We start from the raw sequence: 17,655 nt of genomic DNA, 5'->3' as shown, positions 1-17,655 counted from the left end.
TGGTCTGAAGCACAGCGGCTATATACCGCGCCTTATTCCTTCTGGCTTACCATTATTTCCCTTCCGAATATAGATATGCTAAATCCTTACTTCCGCATATTCTTTAAGCGGGTATGCTGAAGCCGTAATCCCAAATTTCATACAGTTAAGGACGGGCCATGAGTAAGATTTTTGAAGACAACTCCCTGACTATCGGCCACACGCCGTTAGTACGACTGAACCGAATCGGTAACGGGCGCATCCTGGCAAAGGTTGAATCACGCAACCCGAGCTTTAGCGTAAAATGCCGAATTGGTGCCAATATGATTTGGGATGCCGAAAAACGCGGTGTACTGAAAGCAGGCGTTGAGCTGGTTGAACCGACCAGCGGTAACACCGGTATCGCTCTCGCCTACGTTGCGGCAGCGCGCGGTTATAAGCTGACGCTGACTATGCCGGAAACCATGAGTATTGAACGTCGTAAGCTGCTGAAAGCACTCGGCGCGAATCTGGTACTGACCGAAGGCGCGAAGGGCATGAAAGGCGCGATTCAGAAAGCAGAAGAGATTGTCGCCAGCAACCCGGAAAAATATCTGCTGCTGCAGCAATTCAGCAACCCGGCAAACCCGGAAATTCATGAAAAGACCACCGGCCCGGAAATCTGGGAAGATACGGATGGCCAGGTGGATGTCTTTATCTCCGGCGTCGGCACCGGCGGTACGCTGACCGGCGTGAGTCGCTATATTAAAGGCACGAAAGGCAAAAAAGATCTGATCACCGTGGCGGTTGAACCGACCGACTCCCCGGTTATCGCTCAGGCGCTGGCGGGCGTTGAGCTGAAGCCAGGTCCGCATAAAATTCAGGGCATCGGTGCCGGCTTTATTCCAGGCAACCTGGATCTGAAGCTGGTTGATAAAGTGGTGGCTATCACCAACGAAGAAGCTATCTCCACCGCACGTCGTCTGATGGATGAAGAAGGTATTCTGGCCGGTATCTCATCCGGCGCGGCCGTCGCTGCGGCACTTAAGCTCCAGGAAGATGAGGCCTTTACCAATAAGAATATTGTGGTTATCCTACCCTCTTCAGGTGAGCGTTATTTAAGCACCGCGCTGTTTGCCGATCTCTTCACCGAGAAAGAACTGCAACAGTGATGCCAGCTCGTTAGCATCGTGTAAAAAAGCACCTTTTCAGGTGCTTTTTTGTGGCATACGTCAAAGTTTTACCCCTCCTGGCATTGATTCACCGCGTAGGGTCTGGTATTTAACCAACACATTTATTTTGATGCGCGAAATTATTCATAATCGGATTTCCGTAAGCTGAATCGATTTTATGATTTGGTTCAAGTCTTCCTTTCGCTGCATAATGTTTAATGACGTGCCAGACGTCCACGGCCAGATGGTCTTCACAGCGAACACGCTGCTGACACCTTAGCCAGACACGTAATGCCGGCGCTAACAATACAGGCTAAAGCCTGGCCGTTAGGCTAGACTTTAGGTCCACAACACTAAACCTATAAGTTGGGGAAATATAATGTTCCAGCAAGAAGTTACCATTACCGCTCCGAACGGTCTGCACACCCGCCCTGCTGCTCAGTTTGTTAAAGAAGCAAAAGGCTTCACTTCTGAGATCACTGTAACCTCCAACGGCAAAAGCGCCAGCGCCAAAAGCCTGTTCAAACTGCAGACTCTGGGCCTGACTCAGGGTACCGTCGTGACTATCTCCGCTGAAGGCGAAGATGAGCAGAAAGCAGTTGAGCATCTGGTAAAACTGATGGCTGAACTCGAATAAGTTCACGGGTTCTTTTTAATATCAGTCACAAGTAAGGTAGGGTTATGATTTCAGGCATTTTAGCATCCCCGGGTATCGCTTTCGGTAAGGCTCTCCTGCTGAAAGAAGACGAAATTGTCATCGACCGGAAGAAAATTTCTGCCGATAAGGTTGATCAGGAAGTCGAACGTTTCCTGAGCGGCCGCGCCAAGGCCTCCGCCCAGCTGGAGGTCATCAAAACCAAAGCTGGTGAAACTTTCGGTGAAGAAAAAGAAGCCATCTTCGAAGGGCACATCATGCTGCTGGAAGATGAGGAGCTTGAGCAGGAAATCATAGCCCTGATTAAAGATAAGCAGATGACTGCCGATGCGGCAGCAAATGAGATTATCGAAGGTCAGGCCACTGCCCTGGAAGAGCTGGATGATGAATACCTGAAAGAACGTGCGGCTGACGTACGTGACATTGGTAAGCGCCTGCTGCGCAACATCCTCGGCCTGGCAATCATCGATCTGAGCGCGATTCAGGAAGAAGTGATTCTGGTTGCCGCCGATCTGACTCCGTCGGAAACCGCACAGCTGAACCTGAACAAGGTGCTGGGTTTCATCACCGACGCGGGCGGCCGTACCTCCCACACCTCTATCATGGCGCGTTCCCTTGAACTGCCTGCCATCGTGGGCACCGGTAGCGTCACCACCCAGGTGAAAAACGGCGATTATCTGGTCCTTGATGCGGTGAATAACCAGGTTCTGGTTAACCCGACCAACGAACAAATCGAAGAGCTGCGTAAACTGCAGATTCAGGTCGCTGAAGAGAAAGCAGAACTGGCTAAGCTGAAAGATCTGCCGGCGATTACGCTGGACGGACATCAGGTTGAAGTCTGCGCCAACATCGGTACCGTACGTGACGTCGATGGCGCTGAGCGCAACGGCGCAGAAGGCGTCGGCCTGTACCGTACAGAATTCCTGTTCATGGACCGCGATGCGCTGCCGACTGAAGAAGAGCAGTTTGCCGCCTATAAAGCGGTTGCCGAAGCGTGCGGTTCTCAGGCCGTTATCGTTCGTACCATGGACATTGGCGGCGATAAAGAACTGCCGTACATGAACTTCCCGAAAGAAGAAAACCCGTTCCTGGGCTGGCGTGCCGTACGTATCGCGATGGATCGTAAAGAGATCCTGCGTGACCAGGTACGTGCCATCCTGCGCGCCTCCGCGTTCGGTAAGCTTCGCATCATGTTCCCGATGATCATCTCTGTTGAAGAAGTGCGTGCGCTGAAGAAAGAGATTGAGATCTACAAGCAGGAACTGCGTGACGAAGGTAAAGCATTCGACGAAAAAATCGAAGTCGGCGTGATGGTTGAAACACCAGCCGCGGCAACGATTGCCCGTCATTTAGCGAAAGAAGTCGATTTCTTTAGTATCGGAACCAATGATTTAACGCAATATACTCTGGCAGTTGACCGTGGTAATGATATGATTTCACATCTTTACCAGCCAATGTCGCCATCTGTACTGACGCTGATTAAGCAAGTCATTGATGCTTCTCATGCCGAAGGCAAATGGACTGGCATGTGTGGTGAGCTTGCGGGCGATGAACGTGCTACACTTCTGTTGCTGGGTATGGGGCTGGACGAATTCTCTATGAGCGCCATTTCCATCCCGCGTATCAAGAAGATTATTCGTAACACGAACTTCGAAGATGCGAAAGTATTAGCAGAGCAGGCTCTTGCTCAACCGACAACGGACGAGTTAATGACGCTGGTTAACAAGTTCATTGAAGAAAAAACAATCTGCTAATCCACGAGATGCGCGGCCCAAATTACTGCTTAGGAGAAGATCATGGGTTTGTTCGATAAATTGAAATCTCTGGTTTCTGATGACAAAAAAGACTCCGGAACTATTGAGATTGTTGCTCCGCTCTCTGGCGAGATCGTCAACATCGAAGACGTGCCGGATGTGGTTTTTGCGGAAAAAATTGTGGGTGATGGCATTGCCATCAAACCTACCGGCAACAAAATGGTTGCGCCGGTAGACGGTACCATCGGTAAAATCTTTGAAACCAACCATGCATTCTCTATTGAATCGGATAGCGGCATTGAGCTGTTTGTTCACTTCGGTATTGATACCGTTGAACTGAAAGGCGAAGGCTTCAAACGTATTGCCGAAGAAGGTCAGCGTGTGAAAGTGGGTGACCCGGTCATCGAATTCGATCTGCCGCTGCTGGAAGAGAAAGCCAAGTCGACCCTGACTCCGGTTGTTATCTCCAACATGGACGAGATCAAAGAGCTGATCAAACTCTCCGGTAGCGTTACCGTGGGTGAAACCCCGGTCATTCGCATCAAGAAGTAATTCTTGCCGCAGAAAAAATGGCGCCCTATGGCGCCATTTTTTTTACAGGATGGATTTTACCGGCCGAAAGCATTTCTCCCGGGAGAGTACCTTCATCCCCTCTGGCCCACTTTCCAGAATCCGCCGTTCGCTATCTGAAACCAACAGATCGCACTGGTATCCACCGGTGACGCCAAACAGCGACCGGGCCACGCAGACATCTTCCAGGGCCTCATTACCGGCGGTCTCAAAAAAACCAACAATACGCCCCTGCTGACGTACAACTAAACGATAGCTCTTCATGCTGTGACCTCCGGCGGCGGCAGGATCAGCTCATCACAGCCTTGCCGATCGGTCCAGGTCATCACTGCCAGCACCCGCTGCGCCGCAGCCTGCGTCGCCGCTCCCAGCGTCAGCCCCGACACCAGGCCGCTAATCAGCTCGGCGCAAAACAGGTCGCCGGTACCTTTCAGATCCGTTTCAACGCGCGGATGGACCACTACCTCAACCGAATCAGCCGTTACCACCAGAACGTTAATCGTCGCGCTGTCCATTCCCGGGGCGCTGGTAATCACGACCCACCTCAGCGAGTCGGATAACAGACTACGCGCGGCAGCGATGGCCTCCTGCTGATGGCGGCAGGGCATTCCGCTCAGCGTTTCCAGTTCGAACAAGTTTGGCGTTATCCCCTGCGCCAGCGGCAGCAGATGAGTACGATAGGCATCCGGAATCTCCGCCTTCACGTAGATCCCGCTGTCGACATCGCCAATGACCGGATCAACAAGAATACAGAGCTGCGGGTGAGATTCGCGGATCCGGCGTAACCACTGCGCCAGGCGTTCTATCTGTACCGCGCTGCCCATATATCCCGTGGTCACCGCCCGCAGTTCACGCAGCGCGTCACGCTCCTCCAGCGCCTGCAGGTAACCCACAAACCACGCTTCCGGAATCACTCCGCCATAGAACGTATCGTAGTGTGGCGTGTTACTGAATAGCACGGTCGGCACGGCCATCACCCGCAGTCCATGCTGTTTAATGGCCGGCACCGCGATACTGTTACCGACGCTGCCGTACACGACCTGCGATTGCACGGCGACGATGTCGACCTGCAGCGCCCGGCTCTTATCGTTGAAGAGCACCGATTGTATTTCGTCTTGTTGGCCCATCCCTTCTCCCCCCGCTGGACAGCGGGTCATACTCTGATTATCATTCGTCCTATGCTAAAATTCATTTTGTCATAGGTCAATAATGATCGTTGGAAAAACCGCCAGTGAAATTTTTGATAACATCCGTCATCTGATACAAAGCGGAGTATTAAAACCCGGAGAAACGCTGCCTCCGGTTCGTGAGCTGGCTGCTGAACTGACGGTTAACCGCAACACCGTCGCCGCGGTCTATAAACGGCTGGTCACCTCCGGGCTGGCCGTCAGTCAAGGGCGCAACGGTACCGCCATTAAATCCGCGAATGCTCCCCTGCCGCAGGAAGGCGGAGACCCCTCGTCGCCACTCAGAGATATCTCCGGTGGTAACCCGGATCCCCGCCGCCTGCCGGATCTCGCTCGCTATCTGAGTCAGCTCTCGCTGACTCCACACCTGTACGGCGATGCCGCCGTGGAACCTAAGCTGGCGGCCTGGGCGCAGCGCTGGATGCACCAGGACCTGGGAATCCATGCTGAGATTAACCTGACCAGTGGCGCCATCGATGCGCTGGAGCGGCTGCTTTGCGCCCTGCTTCTGCCCGGCGACGGCGTGGTTGTTGAAGACCCCTGCTTCCTCAGCAGTATCAATATGCTGCGCTACGCCGGATTCCATGCCTGTCCGGTGGCAGTTGACGGAGAAGGGATGTTGCCTGACGAGCTGGAACTGGCCTTACGCAGCGGCGCGCGAGCCGTCATTCTGACCCCGCGCGCGCACAACCCGACCGGCCGTAGCTTCAGTGAAGCCAGGGCAGCGGCTATTCGCGAGATACTGGCTCATTACCCGCAGGTGCTGGTGATTATTGATGACCACTTCGCATTGTTATCGGCAACGCCCTGGCACTCCCCTCTGCCCGCCACCACTCAGCGCTGGGCGCTGGTGCGTTCCCTGTCAAAAACGCTCGGCCCGGACCTGCGTCTGGCGTTTGTTGCCAGCGATAGCACCACCTCGGCAGCGCTACGTCTGCGGCTCAACGCCGGCAGCCAGTGGGTCAGCCATCTGCTGCAGGGCTTTGCCTTTGCCTGCCTGAATGATAGCGTCTTTACTGCCTCGCTGGCGGAGAGTCGTCGCCATTATCGTCGGCAGAATGAAAAACTGGCCGCGGCCCTGACCCAACGCGGTTTTCCCCCTTTCCCTCCGGGAGATGGCCTCAATTTCTGGCTGCCGCTAACGGAGCCGAGCCAGCCAATCGCCCTGCGCTTAGCCCGCGCCGGCTGGTTAGTCCGCGAAGGTGAAGCGTTCGGTATTCACACGCCATCGCACGGTCTTCGGCTATCGCCGGGAACGTTAAGCGATGATGAGATTGAGCGCCTGGCTGACGATTTACACCTCGTTCTCCAACCCTGACCGGAGTGACGTCTATGCACATTCATTTTATCGTCCACGAACATTTTGAATCACCGGGAGCCTGCCTCCACTGGGCACAGGATCGGGGCTACACCATCGGCTGGTCACGGGTATACGCCGGCGATCCGCTGCCGGCAAACGCCGATGGCTTCGATATGTTGGTGGTGCTCGGCGGCCCGCAGTCACCACGTACTACGCTGGCGGAGTGTGCTTATTTTGATACACATGCTGAACAAAATCTTATTGCCCAGGCCATCGCCGCCGGGCGAATTGTCATCGGCATCTGTCTTGGCTCACAGCTGATTGGTGAAGCGCTGGGCGCCCCCGTCATGCAAAGCCCGGAAAAAGAGATCGGCCACTACCCTGTCACCCTCAGCGTAGAGGGTTTACGTGACCCGAATATCGCTCATTTTGGCCCTGCTCTGGTCGTGGGGCACTGGCATAACGATATGCCCGGCATGACGCCGACGGCAACGGTGCTGGCCGCAAGCGAAGGTTGCCCGCGACAAATTGTGAAATATGGCGACCGGGTATATGGTTTCCAGTGCCACATGGAATTTGACGCAGAGGTCATTGAACGGCTCATCACCCATTCGCAGGAGGAGCTTGAGGCGGCAAAAGGCCGGCGTTTTATCCGTTCCGTACAGGAGATGCGCAGCTGGGATTATCGCGAGATGAACCAGAAGCTGTGGACATTTCTCGATAATCTGGTGACCCATTATCGGCACTAACCCCGGAGGGTATTCATGGTAAACCCGCAGCTAAAAGCCGTCATTGAAGCGTGCGACCGCGCAATATCGCAGGAAGACTACGATACGTTAATGGACTACTACGCGGAGGATGCCCTGCTGGTGGTGCAGCCAGAACGGCTGGTGAAAGGTAAGGAGAACATCCGCAAAGCCTTTCTCGCCATTGCCGACTATTTTCAGCACCGTCTGGTGGTGACACAAGGCAGAATGGAGATACTGGAAGGCGGCGACACTGCGCTGGTGATTATGGAAACCCGGCTGGATATCCCGACTCCGGAGGGAGGCACCACCCAGGTCACGCGCCGCGCCACCTATGTTTTTCGCCGGCAGGAGCAGCGCTGGCTGTGTACCGTAGATAACTCCTACGGTACCGACCTGCTGGACTCGCCAGCCCGTTAAATCCCCGCCCCCTGGCTGAAGTGCTCTTCGCCAAAAACCCCGGTAGACAGGTAGCGATCGCCGCGATCGCAGACGATCGCCACCACTACCGCGCCGGGATTTTCACGCGCGATACGTAATGCGCCGGCCACCGCGCCGCCGGAGCTAACGCCGCAAAAAATACCTTCCCGTACCGCCAGCATACGCATGGTGTTTTCCGCATCCTGCTGGTGAATATCCAGCACCGCATCAACCAGCGAAGCATTAAAAATCCCCGGCATATACTCTGCCGGCCAGCGCCGAATACCCGGAATGCTGCTGCCCTCTTCCGGCTGCAGTCCCACAATACTCACCGGCTTATCCTGTTCACGCAAAAAGCGGGATACGCCGGTGATGGTGCCGGTAGTTCCCATACTGGAGACAAAATGGCTGATTCGCCCGGCGGTCTGCTGCCAGATTTCCGGTCCGGTGGTGGTGTAATGCGCATAGGGGTTATCCGGATTATTGAACTGATCCAGCAGTTTCCCTTCGCCACGCTGCGCCATTTCCGCCGCCAGATCGCGCGCGCCTTCCATCCCCTGCTCTTTGGTGACCAGAATCAGCTCGGCACCGTAGGCCAGCATCGCGGCCCGGCGCTCCTGGCTCATGTTGTCCGGCATCAGGAGCTTCATCTGATAGCCTTTCAGCGCGGCAATCATCGCCAGCGCGATACCGGTATTCCCGCTGGTGGCTTCAATCAGGACGTCGCCAGGCTTTATTTCACCGCGTTTTTCGGCTTCAACGATCATTGAAAGCGCGGCGCGGTCCTTTACTGAACCCGCCGGGTTATTGCCTTCCAGTTTGACCCAGATTTCACTGCCATTGTCCGGTCCCATGCGCTGAAGCTTGACCAGAGGGGTATTACCGATGGTGTGTTCAAGTGTATTCACGATTTTTACTCAATAAAAAAGCCGGGTGGCGCTTCGCTTACCCGGCCTACAAGACGCAGTGATAACTGTAGGCCCGGTAAGCGCAGCGTCACCGGGCGATAAACATATTCAATAAACTATCAGGCTGACTCCGCCAGAGCAATATCCTCACGCGGCTCTATCCGCTGATTGCCGTTATAGAGTCGCGCATTTTGTAAGCCGACAAACAGCCGTTCACCGCGATACGGCGCGTCATCGCCCGACAGCACGACGGTCAGCGGTTCGTCATACCACCCTAATGGCTGAACAACTAATTGGGTGTAGTGCCCTTTCGGGCTGGCTTCCAGTACCTGAACCGGCAGAGGTGAATCGAGGCTGGTACGGCGACTGATATCCACTTCCCAGGGGCGGAGGAACAGATCCACCGGCCCTTGATACGCCGGGGTATACCCCAACGGCCAACGATGCGCACCGACATGGAACTGGCCACCGCGAACAATCCCTTTCAGGCGGTTAACTTCGCCCATAAACTCCAGCACGAAGCGGGTGGACGGTTCACGCCAGACCTGTTCCGGTGCATCGGCCTGTTCGATATTGCCCTGGCTCATGACCACCACGCGGTCGGCTACTTCCATCGCCTCTTCCTGATCGTGGGTCACAAACACGCTGGTAAACTTCAGCTCTTCATGCAGCTGACGCAGCCAGCGGCGCAGCTCTTTGCGCACCTGAGCGTCCAGCGCACCGAAGGGTTCATCGAGCAACAGAATCTGCGGTTCAACGGCCAGCGCACGCGCAAGAGCCACGCGCTGCTTTTGCCCGCCGGAAAGCTGCGCCGGGTAGCGATCGGCAAGATGCGCCAGCTGCACCATTTCCAGCAGCCGGGTGACTTTCGCTTTGATCCCGGCGGCGTTCGGACGTTCACGACGCGGCAACACCGTCAGGCCGAAGGCGATATTCTCAAATACCGTCATATGGCGGAACAGCGCATAGTGCTGGAAGACGAAGCCCACTTTACGGTCACGGGCGTGAACGCGGCTCACGTCGGTGCCATGGAAACGAATATGACCGCTTGATTGATTCTCCAGACCAGCAATAATACGCAGCAGCGTGGTTTTTCCGGAGCCGGACGGCCCCAACAGCGCGACCATCTGTCCGGAAGGGATATCCAGAGAGATATCATTCAGCACCTGAGTGCGTCCAAAAGATTTCTTAATATTGACAATCTCAATGCTCATGATTCCCCTCCAGTTGCGCGCGTTTTTCCTGATTAGCCAGGCGCCATTGCAACATACTCTTTAAAAACAAAGTCAAAATAGCCATTAACGTCAGCAGAGCTGCGGCGGTAAAGGAACCGACGGTATTGTAATCCTGCTCCAGCAATTCAATCTGCAGCGGCAGCGACAGCGTTTCACCGCGAATCGAGCCCGAAACCACCGAAACGGCGCCGAACTCCCCGATAGCGCGAGCGTTGGTCAGCACCACGCCGTATAACAGCGCCCAACGGATATTCGGCAGAGTCACCCGGCGGAACATCTGCCAGCCGGACGCGCCGAGCAGGATCGCCGCTTCATCTTCATTACTGCCCTGACTGATCATCACCGGAACCAGCTCGCGCACCACAAATGGACAGGTGACAAAAATGGTGGCCAGCACCATTCCCGGCCAGGCAAACATGATTTGCAGGTTATGCGCGTCCAGCCAGCCGCCGAGCGGGCCGTTGGAACCGTAGAACAACAGATAGACCAGCCCCGCCACCACCGGCGAGACGGCAAAAGGAATATCCAGCAGCGTCAGCAGCAGCTGGCGGCCAGGGAAGTTAAAACGCGTTACCAGCCACGCCAGCAGAGTACCGAAAACCAAGTTAACCGGTACGGTAATCAGCGCAATCATCACCGTCAGCCAGATTGCGTGCAGCATGTCCGGGTTGGCCAGGTTTTGCAGTACCGGCATCAGCCCTTTGCTGAAGGCCTGGACGAAGATATAGACCATCGGCACGATCAGAATGAAAGCGGAAACCAATATTCCGGTGCCAATCAGAAACCATTTCCCCCAGTTGATGCGGGGAGCATCGTAACGCTTCAATTGAGTAACTTCCGCCATTAGTGACCTACCACACGTCGACCAAAGCGACTTTGCAGGGTGTTGATGGAAAACAGCAGCAGCAGCGAAGCCGCCAGGATCACCGACGCAATCGCGCTCGCCGCCGGGTAATCAAACTCCTGCAGGCGCACGAAAATCATCAGGGAAGTGACCTCGGTTTTCCATGCGATGTTGCCGGCGATGAAAATCACCGCGCCAAACTCGCCAAGGCTACGCGTAAATGACAGCGCGATCCCGGCCAGCAGCGCCGGAGAGAGCTCAGGCAGCACCACTTTACGGAAGCTCTGCAGGCGCGTGGCGCCCAGCGTTTCCGCCGCTTCTTCATATTCCGGCCCCAGCTCTTCAAGTACCGGCTGAACCGTCCGGACCACGAAAGGAATACTGGTAAACGCCATGGCGACCGCGATACCGAGCCAGGTATAGGTCACCTTGATATCAAACTTCGCCAGCCACTCGCCGTAAAAGCCGTTGACTGAAAACAGTGACGCGAGGGTCAGGCCGGCGACTGCCGTCGGCAGAGCAAACGGCAGGTCCATCAGCGCATCGAGCAGCGTCCGGCCCGGAAAGCGATAGCGCGTCAGAATCCAGGCCATCAGCAGGCCAAATACGCCATTAAAAATTGAGGCGACAAACGCCGACAGCAGCGTGACTTTGTAGGCCGCCACCACCTGCGGGTTAGTCACTACTTCCCAGTACTGACCCCAGGTCATCTGCGCCAGCTGCATCACCAGCGCACTCAGGGGGAGCAGTAAAATCAAGCAGACAAACAGCAGGCTGGTGCCGAGGCTCAGGGTAAAGCCCGGCAGCACGCGCTTAGATGCAGCAGCAAACATTACTTACGCCCCGCCGCCAGCAGTTTGTCCAGCTCACCGCCGCTGACAAAGTGGGTTTTCATTACCTGCGGCCAGGAGCCAAACTGATCTTCGACGCGGAACAGTTCGGTCTGCGGGAATTTATCCTTCAGCGTCTCCATCACCTTCGGGTTGTTCACACGATAGTAATAGTCGGTAATGATCGTCTGCGCCTGAGGGCTATAGAGCCAGTTCAGGTAAGCCTTCGCCGCCTTCTCGGTTCCGTTGGCCTTGACGTTTTTGTCCACCCAGGCGACCGGGAACTCCGCCAGAATATTGACCTTCGGCACTACCACTTCGAAGCCCTGGTCTTCATACTGCTTGCGAATATTGTTCACTTCCGATTCAAAGGTAATCAGGACGTCGCCGAGTCCACGTTCAACGAAGGTCGTAGTCGCGCCGCGGCCGCCGGTATCAAATACTTCGACGTTTTTCAGGAACTGGGTCATAAACTGCTCGGTTTTTACTTTATCGCCGCCGTCGGCTTTATCTGCGGCTCCCCATGCAGCCAGATAGGTATAGCGCGCGTTACCGGACGTTTTCGGATTCGGGAAAATCAGCTTCACGTCCGGGCGCACCAGATCGCTCCACTCATGAATATTCTTCGGGTTCCCCTTACGCACCAGAAACGCCATGGTGGAGTAGAACGGCGAGCTGTTGTTCGGCAGCCGGCTTTGCCAGTCGGCGGGAATCAAGTTGCCTTTGTCATGCAGGATCTGTACATCCGTCACCTGGTTATAGGTCACCACATCGGCTTTTAAGCCCTGCAATATGGCCAGCGCCTGTTTCGACGAACCGGCATGAGATTGTTTGATCGTCAGCTTATCGCCGGCATTATCTTTCGCCCACTGCTGTTCAAACGGCGGATTAAGGGCGGCAAACAGCTCGCGGGAGACATCATAAGAGCTGTTCAGCAGCTCAGTCGCCTGCGCCTGCGCAACCAGCAGCATCGAAGCAGCCAGTGCCAGATATCCTTTGTTCAGTGATTTAACCGCCATTGCGCACCCTTATCAGTTTGATGACTTTCTTATAGCCATAATATTTATAACGAGGATGAAAGGAGTAACGGTTTTATATACCGTTTGGCGATTTGGAAGTCGAAAAGAGAATAAGCCGTTTACAAACCATTGTGGAGACGGGTTTTCGGCGTGATTTTCCCTCTATGGGGCGGAGCAGGAGGTCAGGGAGAACAAGGGGTTAAGCCGAACGTGGTCGTCAGACTGGGGGAAAGTTATCTGCCCTCTCCCGAGTGGAAGAGGAGCAGTGTCAACCCGGAGATTACAGCGCCTGGAGACGATCCAGTGACGGAGCAAAGTAGTAGCCGCCGGTCACGGGTTTGGTAAAGCGCAGCATGGCATCACGTTTGCCGTCGGTATCGCCAAACATGCTCAGCAGCTGCTGTTCAATGTTATGGATACGTGCGCAGTACGCACAGAAATAGAGGCCATGAGTGCCGCTGGCGGTGCCGTAAGGCAGGCTTTGACGAACAATCTTCAGCCCTTTGCCATCCTCTTTTAAGTCGACGCGACTCAGGTGTGAGGTTGCCGGACGATCGTCGCCATCAATCTCTTCATTGGCTTCTTTGGTCCGGCCAATCATCATCTCCTGGTCCGGAACGCTCATGCGATTCAACTGCTTGAGGTTATGCTCCCAGCGCTGAACGAAGACATAGCTGCCGCCGGCATCCACGCCATCTTTGATGATCGCCACTTCACGGCGGGTCTCAAGACCGGCCGGATTTTCCGTGCCGTCAACGAAACCGCTCAGGTCACGCTCTTCAATCCAGCGGAAACCGTGAACCTCTTCTTTCACCTCAATCACATCGCCAAAGGCCGCCATGGCTGCCTGAGCAACGGAGAAGTTCACCTCATGACGCGCGGAGAGGATATGAATCAGGACATCATACTGGGTAGACGGCGCCAGGCCCTTGCCGTATACCGGGAAATCTTTAAGCTCTTCGGCGCCCACACCGCCGCTCAGCTCACGCCAGACGTTATTGCCAAAAGCCACCACGGCGCCCAGCTGTGCGTCCGGAAATTGCGTTTGAAAGGTCGCTAATTTATCAATAAAGACTTTGCTGGCTTCGCGCAGGGCGTTGACGTCCCCTTTGACATTGGCTTCAATCCAAATCGCCGCACGGCAATGTTCCGGCAAAATGCCGCTCTGAACCTGAGACATCGCTCCTCCTGAAATGATACAACCACAACACTGTGGCACTTTTATCGCGCTATTGTACCCGTTTTTTCCCTGTGCCGTGTCCGTTCAGATCAAATTAGCCGCGCCAGATAATTTTGCTGACCTTCCAGTTTTTCAGCGTGTCGTCGGAAGGCATCAGCTCTTCCGGACCATTCCAGTGGCCGGTAAAGGCGTAGCTGATATGCTGACTGCCGTCCGCCTGGCACTCCACCACGGCACCATTATCATTTGCGCCTTTCTGACAATGACCAAAGGCTTTGCTGTACAGCTCGCTAAACGGAGTGCCGACCTGAACGCCGCGGTCCGTTTTAATCTCGCTATCCCGCACTTCGATACGGTTGATGGTGCCGCCGTCGCCGTTAATGGTCATCGCGACCTTGTCATCTTTCAGCGCCTCAAAGTAGCGCACGATATTACCGTTGGCCGCTTTCATGCCGCTGCGCAGACGATAGCTCCCGCCCAGCGCATCGCTGATGGCCTGTTCATTCAGCGGCGTTGTGGCCGTTAGTTTACCCACGCCCTGCTCGGTCACTTCCATTGAGGAACCAAACCAGTTCCATGGGTAGGCCGCTGACCAGTTAACCGCACTCATAGTGGAGCAGCCGGTTAATGCCAGCGGTAACGCGCAGAGAAGCAAACGTAGCGATTTCATGACTCGATCCTTTCTTGTTTATTTGACGCCTGTTGGAGTGCAGGATCGGCAAAAAGTGCCGTTAAACCCGATCTTCCTGAAAACAAGCTTTGAGTCGACGGCTGGCTAACAGCCACCAGAAGGCATAGAGATCGGCGATCAGCAGGCCGATAGTCAGCATCGAAGGTGACTCGCCGCTCAGCCATAACAGCGGCTGCCAGAGCAGCAGCAGCGTCTGCGACAGCACCAGCAGCCAGCGCATTAGCGGCCAGAGACGGGGAAAACGCTGCCGCTGCCCGCTGACGATAAACGCCAGTACCGCCGGGATACCCGGCAATAATCCTAGCCAGAAATTATCGTGATCGGGATAGAACAGGTTCAGTAACACATCGCCCTGCTGGCGGGAGGCCCCCGCCATAATGAACAGCACCCAGGTTCGCGCCTGCAGCAGCAGTACGCACCAGAACAGAAACGGTAGCCTGAGCCGGCCGTGGGCATCGAAATCAGAAGGGATAAACTCAGTATTCTTCATCTTCAATCAAACGTTTACCCAGACTCAGGATATCGGCATATTCGTAACCAAGCCGTTCATACATCCCCTGCACCACCTCATTATCATCGCGAACCATGATGTTAATTTTCGGGCAGCCGCGAGCAATCAGCTTTTTTTCCAGCCGGTTCAGCAGCGCATTGGCGATACCACGCCCGCGATATTCCGGATGCACGCCCAGGTAGTAGGCGGAACCGCGATGACCGTCATAGCCGCCCATCACCGTGCCAACCACCTCGCCATTCACTTCCGCGACGAGAAACAGGCTGACATCGTGGTTAACTTTACGCTCAATGTCCATTTCCGGGTCATTCCACGGGCGCAGAAGCTCGCAGCGCTCCCACAGCGTAATCACTTCTTCAAAATCTTGCTGGCGAAAAACGCGTATCTCCATGGTATTCCCCATTTTTCAAGCTTAAAAACAGCGATTATGGCGCGATTTCAGCGGATAGCCAATATCAGGCGAAATGAAGTGGAAAAAATGACATAATACGCACTGTCATGTATTGAAATGAAAAGTAAAACAATTCTTGTTTTGAATGGTCGTAACGGAAAACGCGATACGATATAACACCAGGTACCACTTGTTTGCAATTCAGGCCGAATGAGCACTTTTAAACCATTAAAAATACTTGCTTCGCGCCGCCAGGTGCTGAAAGCAGGACTGGCTGCCATGACCCTTTCCGGGGTTTCATCGCAGGTCATCGCAAAAGAACAGCCGCTGACGACGTCCAACGGCCACAGTAAACCCGCGGCGAAAAAGGCGGGCGCGAAGCGCATCGTTATGCTCGACCCGGGCCATGGCGGTATTGATACCGGCGCTATCGGTCACAACGGTTCAAAAGAGAAGCATGTCGTACTGGCGATTGCCAAAAACGTACGCAGCATTCTGCGCAATAACGGTATTGACGCGCGCCTGACGCGTTCTGGCGATACCTTTATCCCGCTGTACGACCGCGTGGAAATTGCCCACCAGCACGGCGCCGATCTTTTTATGTCGATTCACGCCGATGGCTTTACCAACCCCAGCGCGGCCGGCGCGTCGGTATTTGCCCTCTCCAACCGCGGTGCGAGTAGCGCGATGGCGAAATACCTCTCCGATCGCGAAAACCGCGCCGATGAGGTCGCCGGTAAAAAAGCCACGGCCAAGGACCATCTTTTACAGCAGGTGCTGTTTGACCTGGTGCAGACCGATACCATTAAAAACAGCCTGACGCTGGGTTCGCATATCCTGAAAAATATTAAGCCGGTGCATAAGCTGCATAGCCGTAACACTGAACAGGCCGCCTTCGTGGTATTGAAGTCGCCGTCAATCCCGTCCGTACTGGTTGAAACCTCATTTATCACCAACCCGGGCGAAGAAAAACTGTTAGGTACCACCGCGTTCCGGCAAAAAATCGCCAGCGCGATCGCGTCCGGCATCATCAGCTATTTCCACTGGTTCGATAACCAGAAGGCCCACTCGAAGAGACGTAAATGAAGCCCGACGCGCAACAGGTAAAACGCTATCTCCTCCAGCTCCAGGAGACCATTTGCCAGAAACTGAGCGCCATTGACGGCGGTGAATTTGTCGAAGACAGCTGGCAGCGCGAAGGCGGCGGCGGCGGTCGCAGCCGGGTTCTGCGCGATGGCGGCGTGTTTGAGCAGGCGGGCGTAAACTTCTCCCACGTTCACGGCGACGCCATGCCGGCTTCGGCAACGGCGCATCGCCCGGAACTGGCCGGTCGCAGCTTTGAGGCGATGGGGGTTTCTCTGGTGGTACATCCGTGGAATCCCTATGTGCCGACCAGCCATGCCAACGTGCGTTTTTTCATTGCTGAGAAGCCCGGCGCAGAGCCGGTGTGGTGGTTCGGCGGCGGGTTTGACCTGACGCCCTTCTACGGCTTTGAGGAGGATGCGGTTCACTGGCATCGCACGGCTCACGATCTGTGCCAGCCCTTCGGCGCAGAGGTTTATCCGCGCTATAAAAAATGGTGCGATGACTACTTCTATCTGAAGCATCGTCACGAGCAGCGCGGAATTGGCGGCCTGTTCTTTGACGATTTGAATACCCCGGACTTTGACCACTGCTTCAGCTTTATGCAGGCCGTTGGCAATGGCTACACCGATGCGTATCTGCCGATCGTTGAGCGGCGCAAAGCCACGCCATATGGCGAGCGGGAGCGTCAGTTTCAGCTCTATCGTCGCGGCCGCTACGTGGAGTTCAATCTGGTGTGGGATCGCGGGACGCTGTTTGGCCTGCAGACCGGCGGGCGCACGGAGTCGATTCTGATGTCGATGCCGCCGCTGGTGCGCTGGGAGTATGACTACCGGCCGGAAGAAGGCAGCCCTGAGGCTGCCCTGAGTGGGTTTATTCAGGTTCGCGAATGGATTTAATGCCGGACGACGCCTTCGCTTGCCCGGCCTACGCTATCCCGTAGGTCGGGTTAGCGCAGCGCCACCCGACAGATCCCTTACAGCGGCTGAGTCTGAGCCTCGACCACCGCCAGCGCGACCATAGTGCCGATGCATCTCCAGCATCAGAAAGTGAGTCTATTCAGGTTCGCGAATGGATTTAATGCCGGGCGACGCCTCCGCTTGCCCGGCCTACACTATCCCGTAGCTCGGGTTAGCGCAGCGCCACCCGACAAATCCCTTACAGCGGCTGAGTCTGAGCCTCGACCACCGCCAGCGCGACC

The 17,655-nt window shown here is 55.3% G+C and carries 20 protein-coding genes; 9 read left to right on the top strand and 11 right to left on the bottom strand.

The genetic code is table 11. From position 1 onward, the window contains the following. Positions 1–158 precede the first annotated feature (158 nt). The 4 genes from cysK to crr all read left to right on the top strand — a co-directional run bounded on the left by cysK (position 159) and on the right by crr (position 4,091). Positions 159–1,130 carry a cysteine synthase A gene (gene cysK / locus OQV00_RS06835; RefSeq protein ID WP_004865450.1) on the top strand — a complete coding sequence of 324 codons (972 nt, stop codon included), beginning with the start codon at positions 159–161 and terminating at the stop codon, positions 1,128–1,130. A gap of 379 nt (positions 1,131–1,509) precedes the next feature. Beyond that, on the top strand, positions 1,510–1,767 hold the full coding sequence (gene ptsH, locus OQV00_RS06830) for a phosphocarrier protein Hpr (protein ID WP_000487600.1): 258 nt from the start codon (positions 1,510–1,512) through the stop codon (positions 1,765–1,767). A gap of 44 nt (positions 1,768–1,811) precedes the next feature. Then, a complete protein-coding gene (gene ptsI, locus OQV00_RS06825; protein WP_004866073.1) occupies positions 1,812–3,539 on the top strand; it encodes a phosphoenolpyruvate-protein phosphotransferase PtsI in 1,728 nt (575 codons plus the stop codon). Positions 3,540–3,581: 42 nt separating this feature from the next. Beyond that, positions 3,582–4,091, top strand: coding sequence for a PTS glucose transporter subunit IIA (gene crr, locus OQV00_RS06820; protein WP_003861316.1), 510 nt, complete (start codon positions 3,582–3,584; stop codon positions 4,089–4,091). A gap of 42 nt (positions 4,092–4,133) precedes the next feature. Here the strand turns inward: crr and OQV00_RS06815 are convergent, their stop codons facing one another. Then, positions 4,134–4,373 (bottom strand): cytoplasmic protein, encoded by a 240-nt coding sequence (locus OQV00_RS06815; protein ID WP_266280057.1) that lies wholly within the window; start codon positions 4,371–4,373, stop codon positions 4,134–4,136. Next, a complete protein-coding gene (pdxK, locus tag OQV00_RS06810; protein WP_065906906.1) occupies positions 4,370–5,236 on the bottom strand; it encodes a pyridoxine/pyridoxal/pyridoxamine kinase in 867 nt (288 codons plus the stop codon). Before pdxK ends, OQV00_RS06815 begins: the two co-directional genes overlap by 4 nt. Before the next feature lie 82 nt (positions 5,237–5,318). On the opposite strand from pdxK, the gene ptsJ reads away from it, so the two are divergent. From ptsJ to OQV00_RS06795, 3 genes are read left to right on the top strand one after another with little or no spacing between them, the layout of a single operon-like run. Then, a complete protein-coding gene (gene ptsJ / locus OQV00_RS06805) occupies positions 5,319–6,614 on the top strand; it encodes a MocR-like B6 salvage transcription factor PtsJ (protein ID WP_266280055.1) in 1,296 nt (431 codons plus the stop codon). A gap of 14 nt (positions 6,615–6,628) precedes the next feature. Beyond that, on the top strand, positions 6,629–7,345 hold the full coding sequence (locus tag OQV00_RS06800) for a type 1 glutamine amidotransferase (protein WP_044349523.1): 717 nt from the start codon (positions 6,629–6,631) through the stop codon (positions 7,343–7,345). Positions 7,346–7,360: 15 nt separating this feature from the next. Continuing rightward, positions 7,361–7,762, top strand: coding sequence for a YybH family protein (locus tag OQV00_RS06795; protein WP_004866092.1), 402 nt, complete (start codon positions 7,361–7,363; stop codon positions 7,760–7,762). Here the strand turns inward: OQV00_RS06795 and cysM are convergent. The 9 genes from cysM to OQV00_RS06750 all read right to left on the bottom strand — a co-directional run bounded on the left by cysM (position 7,759) and on the right by OQV00_RS06750 (position 15,371). Beyond that, positions 7,759–8,670: a cysteine synthase CysM gene (gene cysM / locus OQV00_RS06790; RefSeq protein ID WP_004866094.1), complete on the bottom strand. Its 912-nt coding sequence runs from the start codon at positions 8,668–8,670 to the stop codon at positions 7,759–7,761. The genes OQV00_RS06795 and cysM overlap by 4 nt on opposite strands. A gap of 119 nt (positions 8,671–8,789) precedes the next feature. Further along, entirely contained in the window at positions 8,790–9,884 is a 1,095-nt protein-coding gene (cysA, locus tag OQV00_RS06785; RefSeq protein ID WP_004866097.1) for a sulfate/thiosulfate ABC transporter ATP-binding protein CysA, read from the bottom strand. After that, the gene (cysW, locus tag OQV00_RS06780; RefSeq protein ID WP_004866100.1) at positions 9,874–10,749 is read right to left on the bottom strand and encodes a sulfate/thiosulfate ABC transporter permease CysW; all 876 of its coding nucleotides are present in this window, start codon (positions 10,747–10,749) and stop codon (positions 9,874–9,876) included. The genes cysA and cysW overlap by 11 nt, the downstream gene beginning before the upstream one ends. Continuing rightward, positions 10,749–11,582: a sulfate/thiosulfate ABC transporter permease CysT gene (gene cysT / locus OQV00_RS06775; protein ID WP_004866101.1), complete on the bottom strand. Its 834-nt coding sequence runs from the start codon at positions 11,580–11,582 to the stop codon at positions 10,749–10,751. Before cysT ends, cysW begins: the two co-directional genes overlap by 1 nt. Further along, a complete protein-coding gene (locus OQV00_RS06770; protein WP_044349522.1) occupies positions 11,582–12,598 on the bottom strand; it encodes a sulfate ABC transporter substrate-binding protein in 1,017 nt (338 codons plus the stop codon). The genes cysT and OQV00_RS06770 overlap by 1 nt, the downstream gene beginning before the upstream one ends. A 280-nt stretch (positions 12,599–12,878) precedes the next feature. Next, complete coding sequence (locus OQV00_RS06765) at positions 12,879–13,778, bottom strand: Dyp-type peroxidase (protein WP_004866106.1); 900 nt, start codon at positions 13,776–13,778, stop codon at positions 12,879–12,881. 94 nt (positions 13,779–13,872) lie between these two features. Further along, positions 13,873–14,448, bottom strand: a complete 576-nt coding sequence (locus OQV00_RS06760; protein ID WP_004866110.1) for an RpoE-regulated lipoprotein — start codon at positions 14,446–14,448, stop codon at positions 13,873–13,875. A gap of 61 nt (positions 14,449–14,509) precedes the next feature. Further along, positions 14,510–14,959 (bottom strand): DUF2919 domain-containing protein, encoded by a 450-nt coding sequence (locus OQV00_RS06755; RefSeq protein WP_004866113.1) that lies wholly within the window; start codon positions 14,957–14,959, stop codon positions 14,510–14,512. After that, positions 14,946–15,371: a GNAT family acetyltransferase gene (locus tag OQV00_RS06750; RefSeq protein WP_004866116.1), complete on the bottom strand. Its 426-nt coding sequence runs from the start codon at positions 15,369–15,371 to the stop codon at positions 14,946–14,948. Before OQV00_RS06750 ends, OQV00_RS06755 begins: the two co-directional genes overlap by 14 nt. Before the next feature lie 210 nt (positions 15,372–15,581). Between OQV00_RS06750 and amiA the strand changes: the two genes are divergently transcribed. Further along, positions 15,582–16,457: an N-acetylmuramoyl-L-alanine amidase AmiA gene (gene amiA, locus OQV00_RS06745; RefSeq protein WP_015583734.1), complete on the top strand. Its 876-nt coding sequence runs from the start codon at positions 15,582–15,584 to the stop codon at positions 16,455–16,457. Then, positions 16,454–17,353 carry an oxygen-dependent coproporphyrinogen oxidase gene (hemF, locus tag OQV00_RS06740; protein WP_075808317.1) on the top strand — a complete coding sequence of 300 codons (900 nt, stop codon included), beginning with the start codon at positions 16,454–16,456 and terminating at the stop codon, positions 17,351–17,353. Before amiA ends, hemF begins: the two co-directional genes overlap by 4 nt. Positions 17,354–17,655: the final 302 nt, after the last annotated feature.

Origin of the sequence: Klebsiella sp. DY2415 (genome assembly GCF_026314315.1) — a bacterium.
Lineage (GTDB): Bacteria > Pseudomonadota > Gammaproteobacteria > Enterobacterales > Enterobacteriaceae > Klebsiella > Klebsiella ornithinolytica.
This window is presented reverse-complemented; position numbering and strand designations above follow the sequence as displayed.